Origin of the sequence: Pseudomonas sp. SWRI68 (assembly GCF_014269165.1) — a bacterium.
GTDB lineage: Bacteria > Pseudomonadota > Gammaproteobacteria > Pseudomonadales > Pseudomonadaceae > Aquipseudomonas > Aquipseudomonas capeferrum.
In genome coordinates, this window is sequence record NZ_JABWRU010000003.1 from 120,952 (window position 1) to 139,554 (window position 18,603).

16 protein-coding genes and 1 pseudogene are annotated in these 18,603 nt (G+C 59.9%); 13 read left to right on the top strand and 4 right to left on the bottom strand.

Annotated elements, in window-relative coordinates:
• Positions 1-52: 52 nt before the first annotated feature.
• From HU770_RS06720 to moaE, 4 genes are all read left to right on the top strand, one after another.
• Entirely contained in the window at positions 53-1,447 is a 1,395-nt protein-coding gene (locus HU770_RS06720; RefSeq protein ID WP_033702869.1) for a PhoH family protein, read from the top strand.
• Positions 1,448-1,628: 181 nt separating this feature from the next.
• Positions 1,629-2,099 carry a cyclic pyranopterin monophosphate synthase MoaC gene (gene moaC, locus HU770_RS06725; RefSeq protein ID WP_033702868.1) on the top strand — a complete coding sequence of 157 codons (471 nt, stop codon included), beginning with the start codon at positions 1,629-1,631 and terminating at the stop codon, positions 2,097-2,099.
• Positions 2,099-2,344 carry a molybdopterin converting factor subunit 1 gene (gene moaD, locus HU770_RS06730; protein ID WP_033703011.1) on the top strand — a complete coding sequence of 82 codons (246 nt, stop codon included), beginning with the start codon at positions 2,099-2,101 and terminating at the stop codon, positions 2,342-2,344. The genes moaC and moaD overlap by 1 nt, the downstream gene beginning before the upstream one ends.
• A 2-nt stretch (positions 2,345-2,346) precedes the next feature.
• On the top strand, positions 2,347-2,793 hold the full coding sequence (moaE, locus tag HU770_RS06735) for a molybdopterin synthase catalytic subunit MoaE (protein WP_033702867.1): 447 nt from the start codon (positions 2,347-2,349) through the stop codon (positions 2,791-2,793).
• A 161-nt stretch (positions 2,794-2,954) separates the two neighbouring features.
• Here the strand turns inward: moaE and rhlB are convergent, their stop codons facing one another.
• Together rhlB and HU770_RS06745 are read right to left on the bottom strand one after the other, a co-directional pair.
• Positions 2,955-4,424 carry an ATP-dependent RNA helicase RhlB gene (rhlB, locus tag HU770_RS06740; RefSeq protein WP_186658774.1) on the bottom strand — a complete coding sequence of 490 codons (1,470 nt, stop codon included), beginning with the start codon at positions 4,422-4,424 and terminating at the stop codon, positions 2,955-2,957.
• Positions 4,425-4,524: 100 nt separating this feature from the next.
• Complete coding sequence (locus HU770_RS06745; protein WP_186658771.1) at positions 4,525-5,181, bottom strand: alpha/beta fold hydrolase; 657 nt, start codon at positions 5,179-5,181, stop codon at positions 4,525-4,527.
• A 332-nt stretch (positions 5,182-5,513) separates the two neighbouring features.
• Here HU770_RS06745 and HU770_RS06750 point away from each other — a divergent pair, with 332 nt between their 5' ends.
• The 4 genes from HU770_RS06750 (at position 5,514) to HU770_RS06765 (ending at position 9,671) form a co-directional block, all read left to right on the top strand.
• A complete protein-coding gene (locus tag HU770_RS06750; protein WP_186663361.1) occupies positions 5,514-6,542 on the top strand; it encodes an amino acid ABC transporter substrate-binding protein in 1,029 nt (342 codons plus the stop codon).
• 67 nt (positions 6,543-6,609) lie between these two features.
• Entirely contained in the window at positions 6,610-7,788 is a 1,179-nt protein-coding gene (locus HU770_RS06755) for an amino acid ABC transporter permease (protein ID WP_186663363.1), read from the top strand.
• Between the two features lie 10 nt (positions 7,789-7,798).
• Positions 7,799-8,896, top strand: coding sequence for an amino acid ABC transporter permease (locus tag HU770_RS06760; RefSeq protein WP_033702862.1), 1,098 nt, complete (start codon positions 7,799-7,801; stop codon positions 8,894-8,896).
• A gap of 10 nt (positions 8,897-8,906) precedes the next feature.
• Complete coding sequence (locus HU770_RS06765) at positions 8,907-9,671, top strand: amino acid ABC transporter ATP-binding protein (protein ID WP_033702861.1); 765 nt, start codon at positions 8,907-8,909, stop codon at positions 9,669-9,671.
• Between the two features lie 42 nt (positions 9,672-9,713).
• Here HU770_RS06765 and algW read toward each other — a convergent pair whose 3' ends face one another.
• Positions 9,714-10,874 carry a Do family serine endopeptidase AlgW gene (gene algW / locus HU770_RS06770; protein WP_033702860.1) on the bottom strand — a complete coding sequence of 387 codons (1,161 nt, stop codon included), beginning with the start codon at positions 10,872-10,874 and terminating at the stop codon, positions 9,714-9,716.
• A 214-nt stretch (positions 10,875-11,088) separates the two neighbouring features.
• Here algW and HU770_RS06775 point away from each other — a divergent pair, with 214 nt between their 5' ends.
• The 5 genes and pseudogenes from HU770_RS06775 to HU770_RS06795 all read left to right on the top strand — a co-directional run bounded on the left by HU770_RS06775 (position 11,089) and on the right by HU770_RS06795 (position 16,125).
• Complete coding sequence (locus HU770_RS06775; RefSeq protein WP_047582657.1) at positions 11,089-11,847, top strand: Nif3-like dinuclear metal center hexameric protein; 759 nt, start codon at positions 11,089-11,091, stop codon at positions 11,845-11,847.
• A 174-nt stretch (positions 11,848-12,021) separates the two neighbouring features.
• A complete protein-coding gene (gene cysD / locus HU770_RS06780; protein ID WP_095064192.1) occupies positions 12,022-12,939 on the top strand; it encodes a sulfate adenylyltransferase subunit CysD in 918 nt (305 codons plus the stop codon).
• Between the two features lie 157 nt (positions 12,940-13,096).
• Positions 13,097-13,383 (top strand): annotated as a pseudogene (locus tag HU770_RS06785) (four helix bundle protein).
• A gap of 53 nt (positions 13,384-13,436) precedes the next feature.
• Entirely contained in the window at positions 13,437-15,338 is a 1,902-nt protein-coding gene (gene cysN, locus HU770_RS06790; RefSeq protein WP_033702857.1) for a sulfate adenylyltransferase subunit CysN, read from the top strand.
• Positions 15,339-15,486: 148 nt separating this feature from the next.
• Complete coding sequence (locus HU770_RS06795) at positions 15,487-16,125, top strand: hypothetical protein (RefSeq protein WP_186658762.1); 639 nt, start codon at positions 15,487-15,489, stop codon at positions 16,123-16,125.
• A 1,929-nt stretch (positions 16,126-18,054) separates the two neighbouring features.
• Here HU770_RS06795 and HU770_RS06800 read toward each other — a convergent pair.
• Entirely contained in the window at positions 18,055-18,534 is a 480-nt protein-coding gene (locus HU770_RS06800) for an Lrp/AsnC family transcriptional regulator (protein WP_027595326.1), read from the bottom strand.
• Positions 18,535-18,603 lie beyond the last annotated feature (69 nt).

Consider the following 18,603-nt stretch of genomic DNA (forward strand, 5'->3'; position numbering starts at 1 on the left):
CTCTGCGGCGCAGCAGACCGCGCCGTGTGGCTTCGATATAAGGTGACCGAGTATGGATGACCAAGGACGCAACCCTTCCTCCAGCAAGCCAATCCTGTATGTGCTCGATACCAACGTCCTGATTCACGACCCCAACGCATTGCTCAACTTCGAGGAGCACCACGTCGCCCTGCCGATGACGGTGCTGGAGGAACTCGACAAGCTCAAGACCGGCAAGCAGACCATCGCCGCCGAATGTCGCCAGGCCATCCGCCTGATCGACCAGACCCTGGGTGACGCCTCGCCCAGCGATGTCGAACAGGGGGTACCGATCCAGCGTGGCAAGAGTGGGCCCAAAGGCTTCTTGTCGATCCTGATGAGCCCGCGCAACGAACCGAACCGGCTGCTGCCGGAAAACCTCAACGACAACATCATCATCAACCAGTTGCTGGAACTGCGGGCCAAGCGCACCGACCTTGACGTGGTGCTGGTCACCAAAGACATCAACATGCGCCTGAAGGCGCGCGCCTGTGGCATCGCGGCCGAGGACTACAGCACCGACCAGCTGGTCGATGACGTGTCGCTGTTGTCCAAGGGCTATCACTCGGTCACCGGCTCGTTCTGGGACCGGGTCAGCAAGGTCGACACCCGTCAGGAGCGGGGCCGCACCTGGCATCGGGTACAGCTGATCGACAACCTGCCGGCCGTGCACGTCAACGAATTCATCATCGATGAGCAAGGTTTCGTCGGCTGGATCAAGGGCATCCGCAGCGATGAACTGTTGCTGCTCGACCTGCATCAGGAACCCCTGTTGCACCAGGAAGCCTGGGGCCTGAAGCCGCGAGACATCCATCAGAGCCTGGCGCTGTTCGCCCTGCTCGACCCGGATATCCACCTGGTCAACCTGACCGGCGCCGCCGGCTCCGGCAAAACCATCCTGGCCCTGGCGGCGGCCATTGAACAGACCATGGTCAGCAAGCGCTACCGGCGCATCATCGCCACCCGCAGCGTGCAGGGGCTGGACCAGGAGATCGGCTTCTTGCCGGGCACCGAAGCGGAGAAGATGGAGCCTTGGCTGGGCGCCATCACCGACAACCTCGAAGCCTTGCACATGGATGACGAGAGCACCCACGGCAGCGTCGAGTACATCCTTGAACGGGTGCCACTGCAGTTCAAGTCGCTGAACTACATTCGCGGTCGCAGCTTCCAGCAGAGCCTGATCCTGATCGATGAATGCCAGAACCTCACGCCGCACCAGATGAAAACCATCATCACCCGTGCCGGCTCCGGTTCCAAGGTGGTCTGCCTTGGCAACCTGGCGCAGATCGACACCCCCTACCTGTCCGCGACCAGCTCGGGCCTGACCTACCTGACCGAGCGCTTCAAGGACTTCCCCCATGGCGTGCACATCACCCTGCAGGGTGTGCCGCGGTCGGTGCTGGCCGAGTACGCCGAGTCGCATCTGTAACCCTTCGAGCCGGGCGGCGTGCCGCCCGGCCTCTTAGCGGGGCCTTCACTGATCTGGAATCGAGTGGTGAACCTGTGGAAGCGGGCTTGCCCCGCGAAGAGGCTACCACTGACAGTACATTCCGCTGCTCAAACCTGACCCACGGGTTTACACTCTTTGTTCCCTTCACAGGAGCAGAGCAGTGCTGACACATCTTGATTCCCAGGGGCGGGCCAACATGGTCGACGTCACTGAAAAGGCCGTGACCGAGCGCGAGGCCATTGCCGAGGCGCGGGTGCGCATGTTGCCGCAGACCTTGCAGATGATCGTCGATGGCGAGCACCCCAAGGGCGATGTGTTCGCCGTGGCGCGCATCGCCGGCATCCAGGCGGCGAAGAAGACCAGCGACCTGATTCCGCTGTGCCATCCGCTGATGCTGACCAGCGTCAAGGTCGAGCTCAGCGCCGAAGGCCAGGACGCGGTGCGTATCGTAGCCCGCTGCAAGCTGGCCGGGCAGACCGGTGTCGAGATGGAAGCACTGACCGCTGCCAGCGTTGCCGCGCTGACGATCTACGACATGTGCAAGGCCGTGGACAAAGGCATGGTGATTGAGCAGGTGCGCCTGCTGGAAAAACTCGGCGGCAAGAGCGGCCACTACAAGGTGGGCGCATGATCAAGGTCAAGGTGATGTATTTCGCCCGTTACCGGGAGTTGCTCGGGCTCGACGCCGAGCGCCTGGAAGGCGACTTCGCGGTAGTCGACGATGTGCGCAAGGCGCTGGTGGCCAAAGGCGAGCAGTATGCGTTGCTGGCTGAGCAGAACCTGATGTGCGCGCGCAACGAAGAGCTGTGCAAACTTGATGAGCCGCTGGCGGAGGGCGATGAAGTGGCGTTCTTCCCGCCGGTGACCGGAGGCTGAACATGACGGTGCGAGTGCAGCCAGAAGCGTTTGACCCAGGTTTCGAGGTCAATGCCATGCACGCCGCGAATGTCGGCGTGGGCGCGGTGGTGGGGTTCGTCGGCTATGTGCGGGACTTCAACGATGGTCGGGACGTAGCGGGGATGTTCCTGGAACACTATCCGGGGATGACCGAGAAGGCCTTGGCCAAGATCGTGGTCGAGGCCGAGCAGCGCTGGCCGTTGCTCAAGGTCGACGTGTTGCACCGCATTGGTGCGCTCGAGCCCGGTGAGCCGATCGTTTTTGTCGGCGTGGCCAGTGCCCATCGGCAGGCGGCGTTCGATGCCTGCAACTTCATCATGGACTACTTGAAGACCCGGGCGCCGTTCTGGAAGAAGGAAAACACCCAGGAAGGGCCGCGCTGGGTGGAAGGCAAGCAGAGTGACCAGGAAGCGGCGGGGCGCTGGTAGGCAAGGTTGCGCCGATTCCCTGTAGGAGCGGCCTTGTGTCGCGATAGGGCCGCGCAGCGGCCCCAAAATTTCAGCTTTGGTGCAGAGATTGCTGGGGCCGCTGCGCGGCCCTATCGCGACACAAGGCCGCTCCTACAAGGGCGGCGTCAGCATTCGGGCAATCAGTGGTGCTTGCGTGGTACCGGCGTCAACAGCTCATCTGGCGGCATCTCGCACTTGATCTTGCGCCCCAGCAGTTCTTCGATCGCCGGCAACTGGTAGGAATCGTCCTCACCGGCAAAGCTGATCGACACACCACTGGTCCCGGCACGGCCAGTACGGCCGATGCGGTGCACGTAGTCATCGGCATCTTCAGGCAGGGTGAAGTTGATCACGTGGCTGATGCCATCGATGTGAATACCACGGCCCGCCACGTCAGTGGCCACCAGCACGGTAATCCGGCCTTCGCGGAAGCTTTCCAGGGTGCGAATGCGCTTGTGCTGTGGCACATCGCCCGACAGTTGCGCAGCGTTGATGCCATCGCGCACCAGCTTTTCTTCGATGCGCCGCACCTCGTCCTTGCGGTTGGCAAACACCATCACCCGTTCCCACTTGTTCTGGGTCACCAGGTTGTACAGCAGCTTGTACTTGTCGCTGCCAGCCACCGCGTACACGTGCTGCTCGACGGTTTCGCTGGCCACGTTTTCCGGTTCGATCTCGACGATGGCCGGGTCGGTGGTCCACTGTTTGGCCAGGTTCATCACGTCTTCGGTGAAGGTGGCGGAGAACAGCAGGGTCTGGCGTTCGCTTTTCGGCGGGGTCTGGCGAATGATCTGGCGCACCTGGGGGATAAAGCCCATGTCGAGCATGCGGTCGGCTTCGTCCAGTACCATCACCTCGACCATGTCCAGGTGCACTTCACCGCGCTGATTGAAGTCCAGCAGGCGGCCCGGGGTGGCAACCAGAATGTCGCAATGGCGTGCTTCCAGGGCCTTGAGCTGCTTGTCGAAGTCCATGCCGCCGACAAAACTCATGACGTTCAGGCCGGTGTATTTGGTCAGGGCGGCGGCGTCCTTGGCAATCTGCACCACCAGTTCGCGGGTCGGCGCGATGATCAGCGCGCGCGGTTCGCCCATGTAGCGCTCCTTGGGCGGCGGCGTCTGCTGCAGCTGGGAAATGATCGAGATCAAAAACGCTGCGGTCTTGCCGGTGCCGGTCTGAGCGCGGCCGATCGCGTCCTGGCCACGCAGGGTGTAACCCAATACCTGCGCCTGGATCGGCGTGCAGTAGGGGAAGCCCAGGTCGTGGATCGCGTGCATCACTTCGTTGGACAGCTTGAAGTCGTGGAAGCGGGTTTTACCTTCCTGCGGCTCGACCACGAAGTCTTCCAGCTTCCACAGGCTGGCCTGTGGCTTTGGCTTGGGCTTGCGCTCGCGACGCGGTTTGTCCTTGGCCGGGTTGTCGGCAGCGGCAGGCGCTTGGGCCTGTTGGCTGGCGTCGGCGCGTTGTGGGGCCGGCTGGGGCGCTGGCTGAGGCTGGGGCTGAGCCACAGCAGCGGGCGCAGGCTCGGGCGTTTTCACGCTGGCAGCGGGATCGACGGCCTGGGGCGCGGCGTCTCCTTTGCCGAATATTTTTTTGAGTGCCTTGAGCACGATCGTCTCATCAACTGGTTAAGGAATGTACGCCGGGCAGTGTAAAGCAAGATCCCGACGCGGCGTAGCGGAATACACCCACAACTACAGGCGATCAGGCTTATTGCAGCTGCTTGCTCAACCAGTCATGGATGTCGCCCAGCTCTTCGACCACCACTTCGTGTTCCATCGGGTACTCGTGCCAGCGGGCGGCGACACCCCAGGTATTGAGGTACTCGAACGCGGTGCGGCCCATCGAGGGGATCACCACTGGGTCATGCACACCATGCAGGCACAGGGCCGGGGTGCGTTGCTGGCAGGCGCTCAGTTCATGGGCGTCGGAGAAGGTCGGGGCATAGGTGGACAGGGCGATCACGCCGCCCAGGGCTTCTTGCCACTTTATATAAGCCGTGTGCAGTACCACCGCGCCGCCCTGGGAGAAGCCGGCCAGGAAAATCCGCGTCAGGTTGATGCCCTTGGCCTGTTCTGCCTTGATCAGGGCGATGACCTGCTCGGCCGATTCCTCCAGCTGCGCCTCGTCGATGGCACGTGCCGGGGTCATGGCCTTGATGTCGTACCAGCTGGGCATGGCATAGCCGCCGTTGATGGTCACGGGGCGGGTGGGGGCCTGGGGCATGATGAAGCGGGTGCTGAGCAGTCGTTCCTGCATGAATTCGGCAACCGGTAGGAAGTCGTAACGGTCGGCGCCCAGGCCGTGCAACCAGATCACACAGGCGTCGGCGGTTTTCTGCGGTTCGAGAATCAGCGGGTTGGTCATGACTGCTCCGAAAATGTGCGGGTCTTGTTATGGCGTGCTTAAAAAGAAGGCGCTGCAAATGATTGTCGGAAAAATAATGTCGCAACGATACAACTTTGCCTACTTGACGTGCGCTTAAACGCTTTAGCCGCCAACTGTGGTACGCCCTTTGCTACGAAACATACGATGCAAGGGTCAGGCCGTGACGGTAACACCCTTTGCAAGCGAAGGCTGTCATAGAACAGCCCATTGCGCCAATTGACCCAATAACAAGCCAACACGGGTCGGATACGCCTCAAAAGGGTGCGGTGCAATTCCGGCTCGGTACAACAAGAGCGATTTGGAGGTTGTGAATGAAGATGTTGAAAACCACCCTGGCAGTCCTGACCGCTGCCGCTGCGCTGGGCGCCGTGACTACCGCCCAGGCCGGCGCCACGCTTGATGCGGTAAAGAAGAAGGGTTTCGTCCAGTGTGGCGTGAGCGACGGTCTTCCAGGCTTCTCGGTACCTGATGCGCAAGGCAAGATCGTCGGTATCGACGCCGATGTCTGCCGCGCCGTGGCCGCCGCCGTGTTCGGCGATGCGACCAAGGTCAAGTTCAGCCAGCTCAACGCCAAGGAACGCTTCACCGCACTGCAGTCCGGCGAAGTCGACGTGCTGTCGCGCAACACTACCTGGACCAGCTCGCGCGATGCCGGCATGGGCCTGGTGTTTGCCGGTGTCACCTACTATGACGGCGTCGGTTTCCTGGTCAACAAGAAGCTGGGTGTATCCAGCGCCAAGGAGCTCGACGGCGCGACCATCTGCATCCAGGCCGGTACCACCACCGAACTGAACGTGTCCGACTACTTCCGCGCCAATAACCTCAAGTACACCCCGATCACCTTCGACACCTCCGACGAAAGCGCCAAGTCGCTGGAATCGGGCCGTTGCGACGTGCTGACCTCGGACAAGTCGCAGCTGTTCGCCCAGCGCTCCAAGCTGGCCGCGCCGACCGACTACGTGGTGCTGCCGGAAACCATCTCCAAGGAACCGCTGGGCCCGGTGGTGCGCAAGGGCGACGAAGAGTGGTTCAGCATCGTCAAGTGGACCCTGTTCGCCATGATCAATGCCGAAGAGGCTGGTATCACTTCGAAAACCGTCGAAGCCGAGGCCAAGTCCACCAAGAACCCGGACAACGCCCGCCTGCTCGGCGCTGACGGCGAGTACGGCAAAGACCTCAAGCTGCCCAAAGACTGGGTAGTCCAGATCGTCAAGCAAGTCGGCAACTATGGCGAAGTGTTCGAGAAGAACCTGGGCCAGAGCACCGACCTGAAGATCGACCGTGGCATGAACGCCCTGTGGAACAACGGCGGCATCCAGTACGCGCCACCTGTGCGCTGATGGTTGCACCCTGCGGCGGCATTCCGCCGTCGCAGGCTGTTCGAATCCCTACTTTCCGGGGCACTTCATGCAAAATCGAATCGGCGCACAAAAGGGGCTATCCCTGAGTGATCCACGTGTGCGCGCGTGGCTGTTCCAGGTACTCACGATCCTGTTCGTGGTGGGCCTGGGCTGGTACCTGTTTCACAACACGCAAACCAACCTGCAGCACCGGGGCATTACCTCCGGCTTCGACTTCCTCGACCGCAGTGCCGGCTTCGGCATCGCCCAGCACCTGATCCCTTATGTGGAATCCGACAGCTACGCGCGGGTGTTCGTCATCGGCCTGCTCAACACCCTGCTGGTCACCTTCATCGGCGTCATCCTGGCGACGATCCTGGGGTTCATCATCGGCGTGGCGCGGCTGTCACCCAACTGGATGATCAACAAGCTGGCGACCGTGTATGTGGAGACCTTCCGCAACATCCCGCCGTTGTTGCAGATCCTGTTCTGGTACTTCGCGGTGTTTCTGACCCTGCCAGGACCGCGGGGCAGCATCAACTTCGACGACATGTTCTTCATCAGCAACCGCGGGCTGAACATGCCCGGTGCCTCGATGGCCGAGGGCTTCTGGCCGTTTGCCGTTGCCCTGGGGCTGGCGATCGTGGCCACGGTGGCGATGGTGCGCTATGCCAACAAACGCTTCAACGAGACCGGCAAGCCGTTCCACAAGTTCTGGGCAGGGCTGGCGCTGCTGGTCGTCATCCCTGGTCTGTGCGTATTGCTGTTTGGCAGCCCGGTGCACTGGGAAGTGCCGCAGCTCAAGGGTTTCAACTTCGTTGGCGGCTGGGTGCTGATTCCCGAACTGCTGGCCCTGACCCTGGCGCTAACCATCTATACCGCGGCGTTCATCGCCGAAATCGTGCGCTCGGGCATCCGTTCGGTCAGCCATGGCCAGACCGAAGCTGCGCGTTCGCTTGGCCTGCGCGAGGGCCCGACCCTGCGCAAGGTGATCATCCCCCAGGCACTGCGGGTGATCATTCCGCCACTGACCAGCCAGTACCTGAACCTGGCGAAGAACTCGTCGCTGGCGGCCGGTATCGGCTACCCGGAGATGGTCTCGCTGTTCGCCGGTACCGTGCTTAATCAGACCGGCCAGGCCATCGAGGTGATTGCCATCACCATGAGTGTCTATCTCGCCATCAGCATCAGCATTTCGCTGCTGATGAACTGGTACAACAAGCGCATTGCGCTGATCGAGCGGTGAGGATACGCCCGTGAATGCTCATGTTTTCAAACCTGACATGCCGCCACCGGTAAAAACCGTCGGCGTGCTCGCATGGATGCGGGCCAACCTGTTCTCCAGCTGGCTCAACACCCTGCTGACGTTGTTCGCCGTGTACCTGGTGTGGCTGATCGTGCCGCCGCTGGTGCAGTGGGCGTTGATCGACGCCAACTGGGTCGGCACGACCCGCGCCGATTGCACCAAGGAGGGCGCCTGCTGGGTGTTCATCCAGCAGCGCTTCGGCCAGTTCATGTACGGCTACTACCCGGCGGAACTGCGCTGGCGCGTAGACCTGACCGTGTGGCTGGCGGTACTTGGCGCCGCGCCGCTGTTCATCAAGCGCTTCCCGCGCAAGGCCGTGTATGGCCTGGGCTTCCTGGTGCTGTACCCGGTCCTTGCCTACACGCTGCTGCATGGCGGCTACCTGGGCCTGGAAAGCGTGCCGACCAGCCAGTGGGGCGGGCTGATGCTGACCCTGGTGATCGCCACGGTGGGTATCGTCGGTGCGTTGCCGCTGGGCATTTTGCTGGCATTGGGGCGGCGCTCCAGGATGCCGGCGGTGAAGGTGGTGTGCGTGACCTTCATCGAGTTCTGGCGCGGCGTACCGTTGATCACCGTGCTGTTCATGTCGTCGGTGATGCTGCCGCTGTTCCTGCCTGAGGGCATGAGCTTCGACAAGCTGCTGCGGGCGATGATCGGCGTGATCCTGTTCCAGTCGGCGTACATCGCCGAGGTGGTGCGTGGCGGCCTGCAGGCCATCCCCAAGGGGCAATACGAAGCGGCTGCGGCCATGGGCCTGGGCTACTGGCGTGCGATGGGGCTGGTGATTTTGCCCCAGGCACTGAAGCTGGTGATCCCCGGCATCGTCAACACCTTCATCGCCCTGTTCAAGGACACCAGCCTGGTGATCATCATCGGCCTGTTCGACCTGCTCAACAGCGTCAAGCAGGCCGCGGCCGACCCGGCCTGGCTGGGCATGGCGACCGAGGGTTATGTGTTTGCCGCCCTGGTGTTCTGGATTTTCTGTTTCGGTATGTCCCGCTACTCCATGCATCTGGAGCGCAAGCTGGACACTGGCCACAAGCGTTAGGAGTTTCGAAATGAGTGAAGCGATCAAGCAGCCTGCTGGCCCCGAAGGCATCATCCAGATGCAGGGTGTGAACAAATGGTACGGCCAGTTCCACGTGCTCAAGGACATCAACCTGAATGTGCGCCAAGGCGAGCGCATCGTCCTGTGCGGGCCGTCCGGGTCGGGCAAGTCGACGACCATTCGTTGCCTCAACCGCCTGGAGGAACATCAGCAGGGGCGCATCGTCGTCGATGGCGTCGAGCTGACCAACGACCTCAAGCAGATCGAGGCGATCCGCCGTGAGGTGGGCATGGTGTTCCAGCACTTCAACCTGTTCCCGCACCTGAGCATCCTGGAGAACTGCACGCTGGCGCCGATGTGGGTGCGCAAGATGCCACGGCGCAAGGCCGAGGAAATCGCCATGCATTATCTGGAGCGGGTGCGTATTCCGGAGCAGGCGCACAAGTACCCGGGGCAGTTGTCTGGCGGGCAGCAGCAGCGCGTGGCGATTGCCCGGGCGCTGTGCATGAAGCCGAAGATCATGCTGTTCGACGAGCCGACTTCGGCGCTGGACCCGGAGATGGTCAAGGAAGTGCTCGATACCATGGTGGGCCTGGCCGAGGATGGCATGACCATGCTGTGCGTGACCCACGAGATGGGCTTTGCCCGCACCGTGGCGAACCGGGTGATCTTCATGGACAAGGGGGAAATCGTGGAGCAGGCGGCCCCGGATGAGTTCTTCGACCGGCCGCGCAGTGACCGGACCAAGTTGTTCCTGAGCCAGATCCTGCATTGATGAAACCAGGGGGCCGCCCCACCGGGGCGGCTCCATGCAGCTTTACTTCTCTTCCGGATTGGCAGCCGGCGCAGGCGGCGGCCGCAGCCCCACCTCGGCAATCAGCTTCAGTTGCTGCCCGTTGCGCATCACCTCGATGGTGATCTTCTCATTGGGCTTGATCCGCGCCACCTGGTTCATCGACTTGCGCCCGTCACCGGCCGGCTCGCCGTTGATGCTCATGATCACGTCACCCAACTGCAAACCGGCTTTTTGCGCCGGCCCTTCGCGGAAGATCCCCGCCACAACGATGCCCGGCCGGTCCTGCATGCCGAACGATTCGGCCAGCTCCTGGCTCAGCGGCTGCACTTCGATGCCCAGCCAGCCACGAATCACCTGGCCGTGCTCGACGATCGACTTCATCACCTCCAATGCCAGTTTCACCGGGATGGCGAAGCCGATGCCCTGGGAGCCACCGGATTTGGAGAAAATGGCCGTGTTGATGCCGATCAGGTTGCCGTTGGCATCGACCAGTGCGCCACCGGAGTTGCCGGGGTTGATCGCCGCGTCGGTCTGGATGAAGTCTTCGTAGTTGTTCAGGCCCAGCTGGTTGCGGCCGGTGGCGCTGATGATACCCATGGTCACGGTCTGGCCGACGCCAAAGGGGTTGCCGATGGCCAGCGACACGTCGCCGATGTGGATGTTGTCGGAGCGGCCGATAGTGATGGCCGGCAGGCTTTTGAGGTCGATCTTCAGCACCGCAAGGTCGGTTTCCGGGTCGCTGCCGATCACCCGGGCCAAGGTCTCGCGGCCATCCTTGAGCGCCACCACGATCTGGTCGGCGCCACTGGTGACGTGGTTGTTGGTCAGCAGGTAGCCCTCGGGGCTCATGATCACCGCCGAACCCAGGCTCGATTCCCAGCGCTTCTGCTTGGGCAGGTTGTCGCCGAAGAAACGGCGGAACTGCGGGTCTTCGAACAGCGGGTGGGCGCTCTTGTTCACCACCTTGGTAGTGTACAGGTTGACCACCGCCGGCGCGGCCAGGGTCACGGCGTCGGCGTACGACACCGGGCCCTGCATGATCCGCGAGGTCTGCGGTGCCTGCTGCAGGTTGACGTCCTGGCTTGGCAGGCCGACCCATTGCGGGAAGCGCTGGATGATCAGCATGGCGATCAGCACACCGGTGAGCAGGGGCCAGCCAAAGTAACGCAGAGCCTTGAACATGAACGAATCCTGGGAGTAGGGCGGGAGCCAAGTAGCCGCGCCACGGGGCGCGAGCGCGCGCGATCATACACCTGAAACCGCTGATCGGCGATGGCTTGTCTGGCCTGCCCTCATGCGGCTGCCGCCGGTTTCCCCAAGGCCGGCGACGGCTCATAATGGCGGCCAGTATACGGGTGTTGAACCCGGCAAAAACGCAGATTTCGAGGAGATTTTCATGGCCGTCGCTCTGAACACCCTGGTCGAGGAAGCCGAGCGCTACCTGGGCAGCGCGAAGATCCAGGATTATTGCCCCAACGGGCTGCAGGTCGAGGGCCGCCCGCAGGTCAGCCGCATCGTCAGCGGCGTCACAGCCAGCCAGGCGTTGCTGGATGCCGCCGTCGAGGCCGAGGCTGACTTGGTGCTGGTTCACCATGGTTACTTCTGGAAGGGCGAGAACCCTTGCATCACGGGTATCAAGCAGCGGCGCCTGAAGACCCTGCTCAAGCACGACATCAGCCTGCTGGCGTTTCACCTGCCGCTGGACGTGCACCCGGAGGTGGGCAACAACGTGCAGTTGGCGCGCCAGCTGGACATTACCGTGGAGGGGCCACTGGACCCTGAAAACCCAAAAGTGGTCGGGTTGGTCGGTTCGCTGGCCGAACCGATCACGGCGCGCGATTTTGCCCGACGGGTGCAAGAGGTGATGGGGCGCGAGCCGTTGCTGGTCGAAGGCGAGCAGATGATTCGCCGGGTCGGTTGGTGCACGGGGGGCGGGCAGGGCTATATCGATACCGCGATTGCCGCCGGTGTCGACCTGTTCATCAGTGGCGAAGCGTCGGAGCAGACCTACCACAGTGCCCGCGAAAACGGCATCAGCTTCATTGCCGCCGGGCACCATGCCACCGAGCGCTATGGCGTACAGGCACTCGGCGATTACCTGGCACGGCGGTTTGCCGTAGAACACCTGTTCATCGATTGCCCCAACCCTATCTAAGCGGTCTTGCCCGCGAAGGGCCGCAAAGCGGCCCCATTTCCCCCAAACCCCCAGTCATATCGTTAGATTGTTTCGATCTAGCCCGCCTCCTAAATAGAAGCAGCCGCTGTGATAAAGTGGCTCGCTCGAACACGGCCCGCAGGCCGTCCATAAGATCGTTTTTCGTGAGTAGCCATGGTCGACAAACTGACGCACTTGAAACAGCTGGAGGCGGAGAGCATCCACATCATCCGCGAGGTGGCCGCCGAGTTCGACAACCCGGTGATGCTGTACTCGATCGGCAAGGATTCCGCCGTGATGCTGCACCTGGCGCGCAAGGCCTTCTTCCCGGGCAAGCTGCCGTTCCCGGTGATGCACGTCGACACCCAGTGGAAATTCCAGGAGATGTACAGCTTCCGCGACAAGATGGTCGAGGAAATGGGCCTGGAACTGATCACCCACGTCAACCCCGAGGGTGTGGCGCAGGGCATCAACCCCTTCACCCATGGCAGCTCCAAGCACACCGACATCATGAAAACCCAGGGCCTCAAGCAGGCGCTGGACAAGCATGGTTTCGACGCCGCCTTCGGTGGTGCCCGCCGTGACGAAGAAAAGTCCCGGGCCAAGGAGCGCGTCTACTCGTTCCGTGACAGCAAGCACCGCTGGGACCCGAAAAACCAGCGCCCCGAGCTGTGGAACGTGTACAACGGCAAGGTCAACAAGGGCGAGTCGATCCGCGTCTTCCCGCTGTCGAACTGGACCGAGCTGGACATCTGGCAGTACATCTACCTCGAAGGCATCCCGATCGTGCCGCTGTACTTCGCCGCCGAGCGTGAAGTGATCGAGAAGAATGGCACCCTGATCATGATCGACGACGCGCGCATTCTCGAGCACCTCTCCGAGGAAGAGAAAGCCCGCATCGTCAAGAAGAAGGTGCGTTTCCGTACCCTCGGTTGCTACCCGTTGACGGGCGCTGTCGAGTCGGAAGCCGAGACCCTGACGGACATCATTCAGGAAATGCTCCTGACCCGTACGTCCGAGCGCCAGGGCCGTGTCATCGACCACGATGGCGCCGGCTCCATGGAAGACAAGAAACGCCAAGGCTATTTCTAAGCTTCAAGTTACAAGCGGCAAGCTGCAAGACAGAAGCAGAACGAGTAGCTTCTGATTTTTGTGGACTGCCGCCTGCACTGCGGGCGCACAGGGAGTGTCTGCAGTGGATTTTGAGAAGTTGCTGGTTTGGCAGAGAAGTAAAAACTAAGCCGTTGTGATGTATCAGGCATTTGCCGACTGCCGGGATTTTGGATTCAGATCTCAGATCACCCGTGCAGCGGTTTCAGTCCCTTCCAACATTACCGAAGGGATGGAGCGCAGAGGGTCGCGGGAGAAGACGTGGTTCCTAAGCGTGGCGAAAGCTTCCTGCGCAGAGTGCGGGCGCAACTGATAATTGCCGGTGAAATGGGTTACTTGCCTTCTGAATTGGCCAACGACTGGATTACTGAAACCCGTGAGCTCTCCAGAATGCTTGCAGGGTTGATCAACAAAATTTCTAACTAGCTGTACGCCGACAAGCTTGCTGCTTGAAGCTTACAGCTTGGAGCTTGAATGCAATGAGTCACCAATCTGATCTGATCAGCGAGGACATCCTCGCCTACCTGGCCCAGCACGAGCGCAAGGAACTGCTGCGTTTCCTGACCTGCGGCAACGTCGACGACGGCAAGAGCACCCTGATCGGGCGCCTGCTGCACGACTCGAAGATGATCTACGAGGACCACCTCGAAGCCATCACCCGTGATTCGAAGAAGTCCGGCACCACCGGCGAAGAAGTCGACCTGGCGCTGCTGGTCGACGGCCTGCAGGCCGAGCGCGAGCAGGGCATCACCATCGATGTCGCCTACCGCTACTTCTCCACCGCCAAGCGCAAGTTCATCATTGCCGACACCCCGGGCCACGAGCAGTACACCCGTAACATGGCCACCGGTGCGTCCACCTGTGACCTGGCGATCATCCTGGTCGATGCCCGCTATGGCGTGCAGACCCAGACCCGTCGCCACAGCTACATCGCCTCGTTGCTGGGCATCAAGCACATCGTCGTCGCGGTCAACAAGATGGACCTCAAAGGTTTCGACGAGGGCGTCTTCGAAGAAATCAAGGCCGACTACCTGAAGTTTGCCGATGCCATCAACCTGACGCCGAGCAGCCTGCACTTCGTGCCGATGTCGGCGCTCAAGGGCGACAACGTGGTCAACCGCAGCGAGCGTTCGCCGTGGTACACCGGCCCTGCGCTGATGGAAATCCTCGAGACCGTGGAAGTCGCGGCCGACCGCAACTTCACCGACTTGCGCTTCCCGGTGCAGTACGTCAACCGCCCTAACCTGAACTTCCGCGGCTTCGCCGGCACCCTTGCCAGCGGCGTGGTGCACAAGGGTGACGAAATCGTCGTGCTGCCGTCGGGCAAGAGCAGCCGGGTCAAGTCCATCGTCACCTACGAAGGTGAGCTTGAAAACGCCGGCCCAGGCCAGGCCGTGACCCTGACCATGGAAGACGAGATCGATATCTCCCGTGGCGACCTGCTGGTGCATGCCGACAACGTGCCGCCGGTAACCGACCAGTTTGACGCGATGCTGGTGTGGATGGCTGAAGAGCCGATGCTCCCGGGCAAGAAATACGACATCAAGCGCGCCACCAGCTATGTGCCGGGCTCGATCGCCAGCATCACCCACAAGGTCGATGTAAATACCCTCGAAAAAGACGCTGCCAGTGCGCTGCAACTGAACGAGATCGGTCGGGTCAAGGTGTCCCTGGACAGCGCCATCGCGCTGGACGGCTATGACAGCAACCGCACCACCGGTGCGTTCATCGTCATCGACCGCCTGACCAATGGCACCGTCGGCGCCGGCATGATCATCGCGCCGCCAGTACTGCCACACGGCAGCACCGGCCAGCACGGCAAGCAGGCCCACGTTTCCACCGAAGAGCGCGCCCTGCGCTTCGGCCAGCAGCCGGCCACCGTGCTGTTCAGCGGCTTGTCCGGCGCTGGCAAGAGCACCTTGGCTTATGCCGTGGAGCGCAAGCTGTTCGACATGGGCCGTGCTGTTTACGTGCTCGATGGCCAGAACCTGCGCCACGACCTGAACAAGGGCCTGCCACAGGACCGCGCCGGCCGTACCGAAAACTGGCGCCGTGCCGCCCATGTGGCGCGCCAGTTCAACGAAGCCGGCATGCTGACCCTGGCTGCGTTCGTTGCCCCGGATGCCGAAGGCCGCGAACAGGCCAAGGCGCTGATCGGCAAGGAGCGCCTGGTGACCGTTTACGTCCAGGCCTCGCCTATCGCCTGCCGCGAGCGCGACCCGCAGGGCCTGTATGCGGCCGGTGGCGACAACATCCCGGGCGAGAGCTTCCCGTTCGATGTACCGCTGGATGCTGACCTGGTGATTGATACCCAGGCTACCAGCGTCGATGAAGGCGTGAAGCAGGTGCTGGATGTGCTGCGTCAGCGCGGCGCGATCTAAGCGCTGAAGCTGCATGAAAAAACCCGCTTCGGCGGGTTTTTTTATGGCTGTGATTAAAGCACACGCACGGCGATCAGTTAGCGACTTGACGGATAGACAAGTTGACAAGTTGACAAGTTGATAGCTCTTCAAGGGCCGGTCTAGTCTGTTGGTACAGGGGACAACCACACATGAAGTACTCCATCCGGAAATCGGTCGTATCGAAGCTGCGAAGGCCGCATTGCGTGAGCGCTTTGAGGAGCACCTTGCTCGTGCTTCGGAAGCGGTGGTGCTGAAAGCTGTGGCCCTTACGGACGAAAAAGCATTCGCGGCGCTTGCCAAGGTAGAGGTTGAGACTAAACGCAGTATCGCAACGCGCAACCAGGAAGCCGTGTCCAGGATGAACGCGCGTGCGTTCGAGCGGGTCGACGGTCGTTGCGAGTTACTGGACGCCAAGGCGGCCTGCGAAATACTGGGCATTACAAAGCAGGCACTGAGCCAGAAGACAAAAGCTGGAAACCTGCTTGCGTACACAAATTCCGATAACCGCAGAAAATTCTACCCAACGTTTCAGTTTGCCAATAACAAGCCACGGGCAGTTGTTGCAAGGCTGATCAAAGCGCTAGAGGTAGACCCTGCCGACCTTGAAGCCATGAATTTTCTGGTTCAGCACCTGGTCGGCAAAATGGATTACTCAGACCCAGGGGAGCCAAGCAATGAAGTGCCACGGTTCGAATTGTTGGATGACAGTGTGGCCCTGAGGATCATCACGCGTGACTATGTGAATGCCTTGACGGCGGGGCAGTGAAAGCCGGGGCTGTCTACAAGGCTTCTTGTACGTTTACTCCAGCACTACACCTAGGCTGTCCAGGAATTCAACGGCCGTTTCACCGTTAGACAGCAGCGCCTGCATGAGAGGTTGATAGCTCAGTGCTTCCACCTGGGTTGAGCGACCTGTGTTCAAGACGAGATTGCACCCCTGCATGGAGCCGGTGACGGTATAAACCGCTGACTGATAAAGCAGCCCATCAACCCCGCTTTGGTACATGCATGCCTGGCTGTTTTTTCGGTTTTTATCCTAGCGCAACTTTTTCCATTGGGGATCTGCGAGTGTTTTAGCCGCTTTTCTGTTGAGCTGTAGGAAATTTCTGTAATCGTAAATGTTGGGGGTCATTTATACGCTTCATATGCCGTTTGGGGGCAGGAGGGTGAAGGCCAAAGTTAATCTGGCTGAATGCTTGTTGGTCGGCGACATAGGCAGTGCGTGGCCACCTGCTGAGCTTCGTCTATAATGGGTTATAAGAAGTAACACCCCGCAGGAGTGGGGTGTTATATTCACGCTGCTTTAAATCCTGGTTTATCGTTGGCTGCGCGCTACTCTTTTATGGTACGTGCTCCAAGTCATCATCCTGACTGTTTTTCTTTTTTATGTTATTCATCCATCGAAAGTGCTCTTGGTAATCCATCTGGCGCTCGCAACCCTGCTTGTACGGGTCCATGTCGCATTTGAAATGGATGTCTTGTTTGTCAGGGAATAATATAGGCATCTCGTGGGTGCATCCGTTAAGAACAATTAGAATCATGATGGCTAGCTTTTTCATGGCGTATATTTGCGTGCGCGAAAGTTGTTATTTTGGTGGGGAAATTAAGTGTTTCAGTATGGGCTGGTCTTTTTGGGTCCTCGTGGATGTCTTTCTGAGCTTGAATTATGGCTGGTTTTTCAAGATTGATCTGGGCTAATAGGTGAAGGGGATTTCGCTTTAGTTTGTAGGGGTTTTTTCCAGCTTTAGTGGGGGAGCAGTTCTACGTGTTATTGTGCTCGTTATATAGCCATCATGGTCGTGGATCGCTTAATAAGCGGGCCATGTGTGTCAATAGACCTGAGGTGTGTAATGGGAAGAGGTAAGTATCGAAAAATAAGCTATCAGCCGTTCCTTGGTTCGGGTGGGGTATTGCTCCCTCCTAATCAAGCCATGCAGGCGGGACAGTTTATAAAGTCAGAGAACGGACGGTTTATTCTTCGTCTCAGAAGTGACGGAAATCTGGTCTTGGAAGATGGGGGACCGTAATCTGGATCGCAGACGAGAGTCAGCCGTATAGCTCCACATTCCGGCAGCGAGCGCGCGAGCCACTCCAGTTCGTTGTCAGTAATTCCGGTTTTTTATATGATCCTGTCCGAGAGCGGATATGGTCCGCTCAGTCCACAGAGACACTGGATAAATCCTACTGGGAAAATAACTATCTCGCGTTGACTGATACGGGAAATATTTTGATTTTTGATGGCCGCAATGGGGAGGTGAGATGGGCGCGCCATGGGTATGTACCGGGACGGCTGCCTCGAAGGGTCAAAATATACCCAGAGGTTTATCCTCCCATCCCTTCACCTCTCATCAAGATTCCACATGACTATCCATGATATATAGTCGCGCTTCGAGGGATTTAGGCCTCCAAGCTCAATAAGCTTGGAGGTATAATTTTGTGGTGCTGAGAACGATGTGGCCGTTTTTATTTTAGGGTATAGAGTGTGTCTGCAAACCGACCGCAGCGGTTGGAGGTGAGGTAAATAAGCTCGATTTTTTAATGGGGTGATACGGAAGTTCACTGGCTAAGATGCTTGTTGTTCGGTAAAGCAGGCGCTACCTAAAAACCGAAGGCAGGGACTTTGTCGCCTTCGCCCGATCTTCTTACGAGCAATACGCAATCCTTGTTATTTGGATGAGCAACGGGCTAGTCCAACTTATATGTGTTTTTCTGAGACTGGAATTACCCGCCTTTCCTTCACCGCTTTATAAGAAAAACTCGAATAAATCTCCTTCACCCCCGGCAACCGCTGCAGCACTTCCCGGGTAAATTCCCCAAACGACTCAAGGTCCCGCGCCAGTATTTCCAGCAGGAAGTCATACCGTCCCGAAATGTTATGGCACGCCACAATCTCCGGTATCTCCATCAACCGTTTTTCAAACGCCAGCGCCATGTCCTTGGTATGCGAATCCATCATGATGCTGACAAAGGCGGTCACCCCAAACCCCAGCGACTTGGGGGAAAGAATGGCCTGATACCCGGTGATGTAACCGTTATCTTCCAGCAGCTTGACCCGTCGCCAACAGGGCGAGGTGGTCAGCGCCACCTGGTCGGCAAGTTCGGAAACGGTTAGGCGGGCGTTGTCCTGCAGGGCGGCAAGCAGGGCGCGGTCGGTGCGGTCGAGGCTCGAAGGCATGTTTTGCCCTCCTGATCGGATAATTGTTGTTTTTGTTCCAAAAAGTGCGCGTTTGCGTGGGCTATTTTG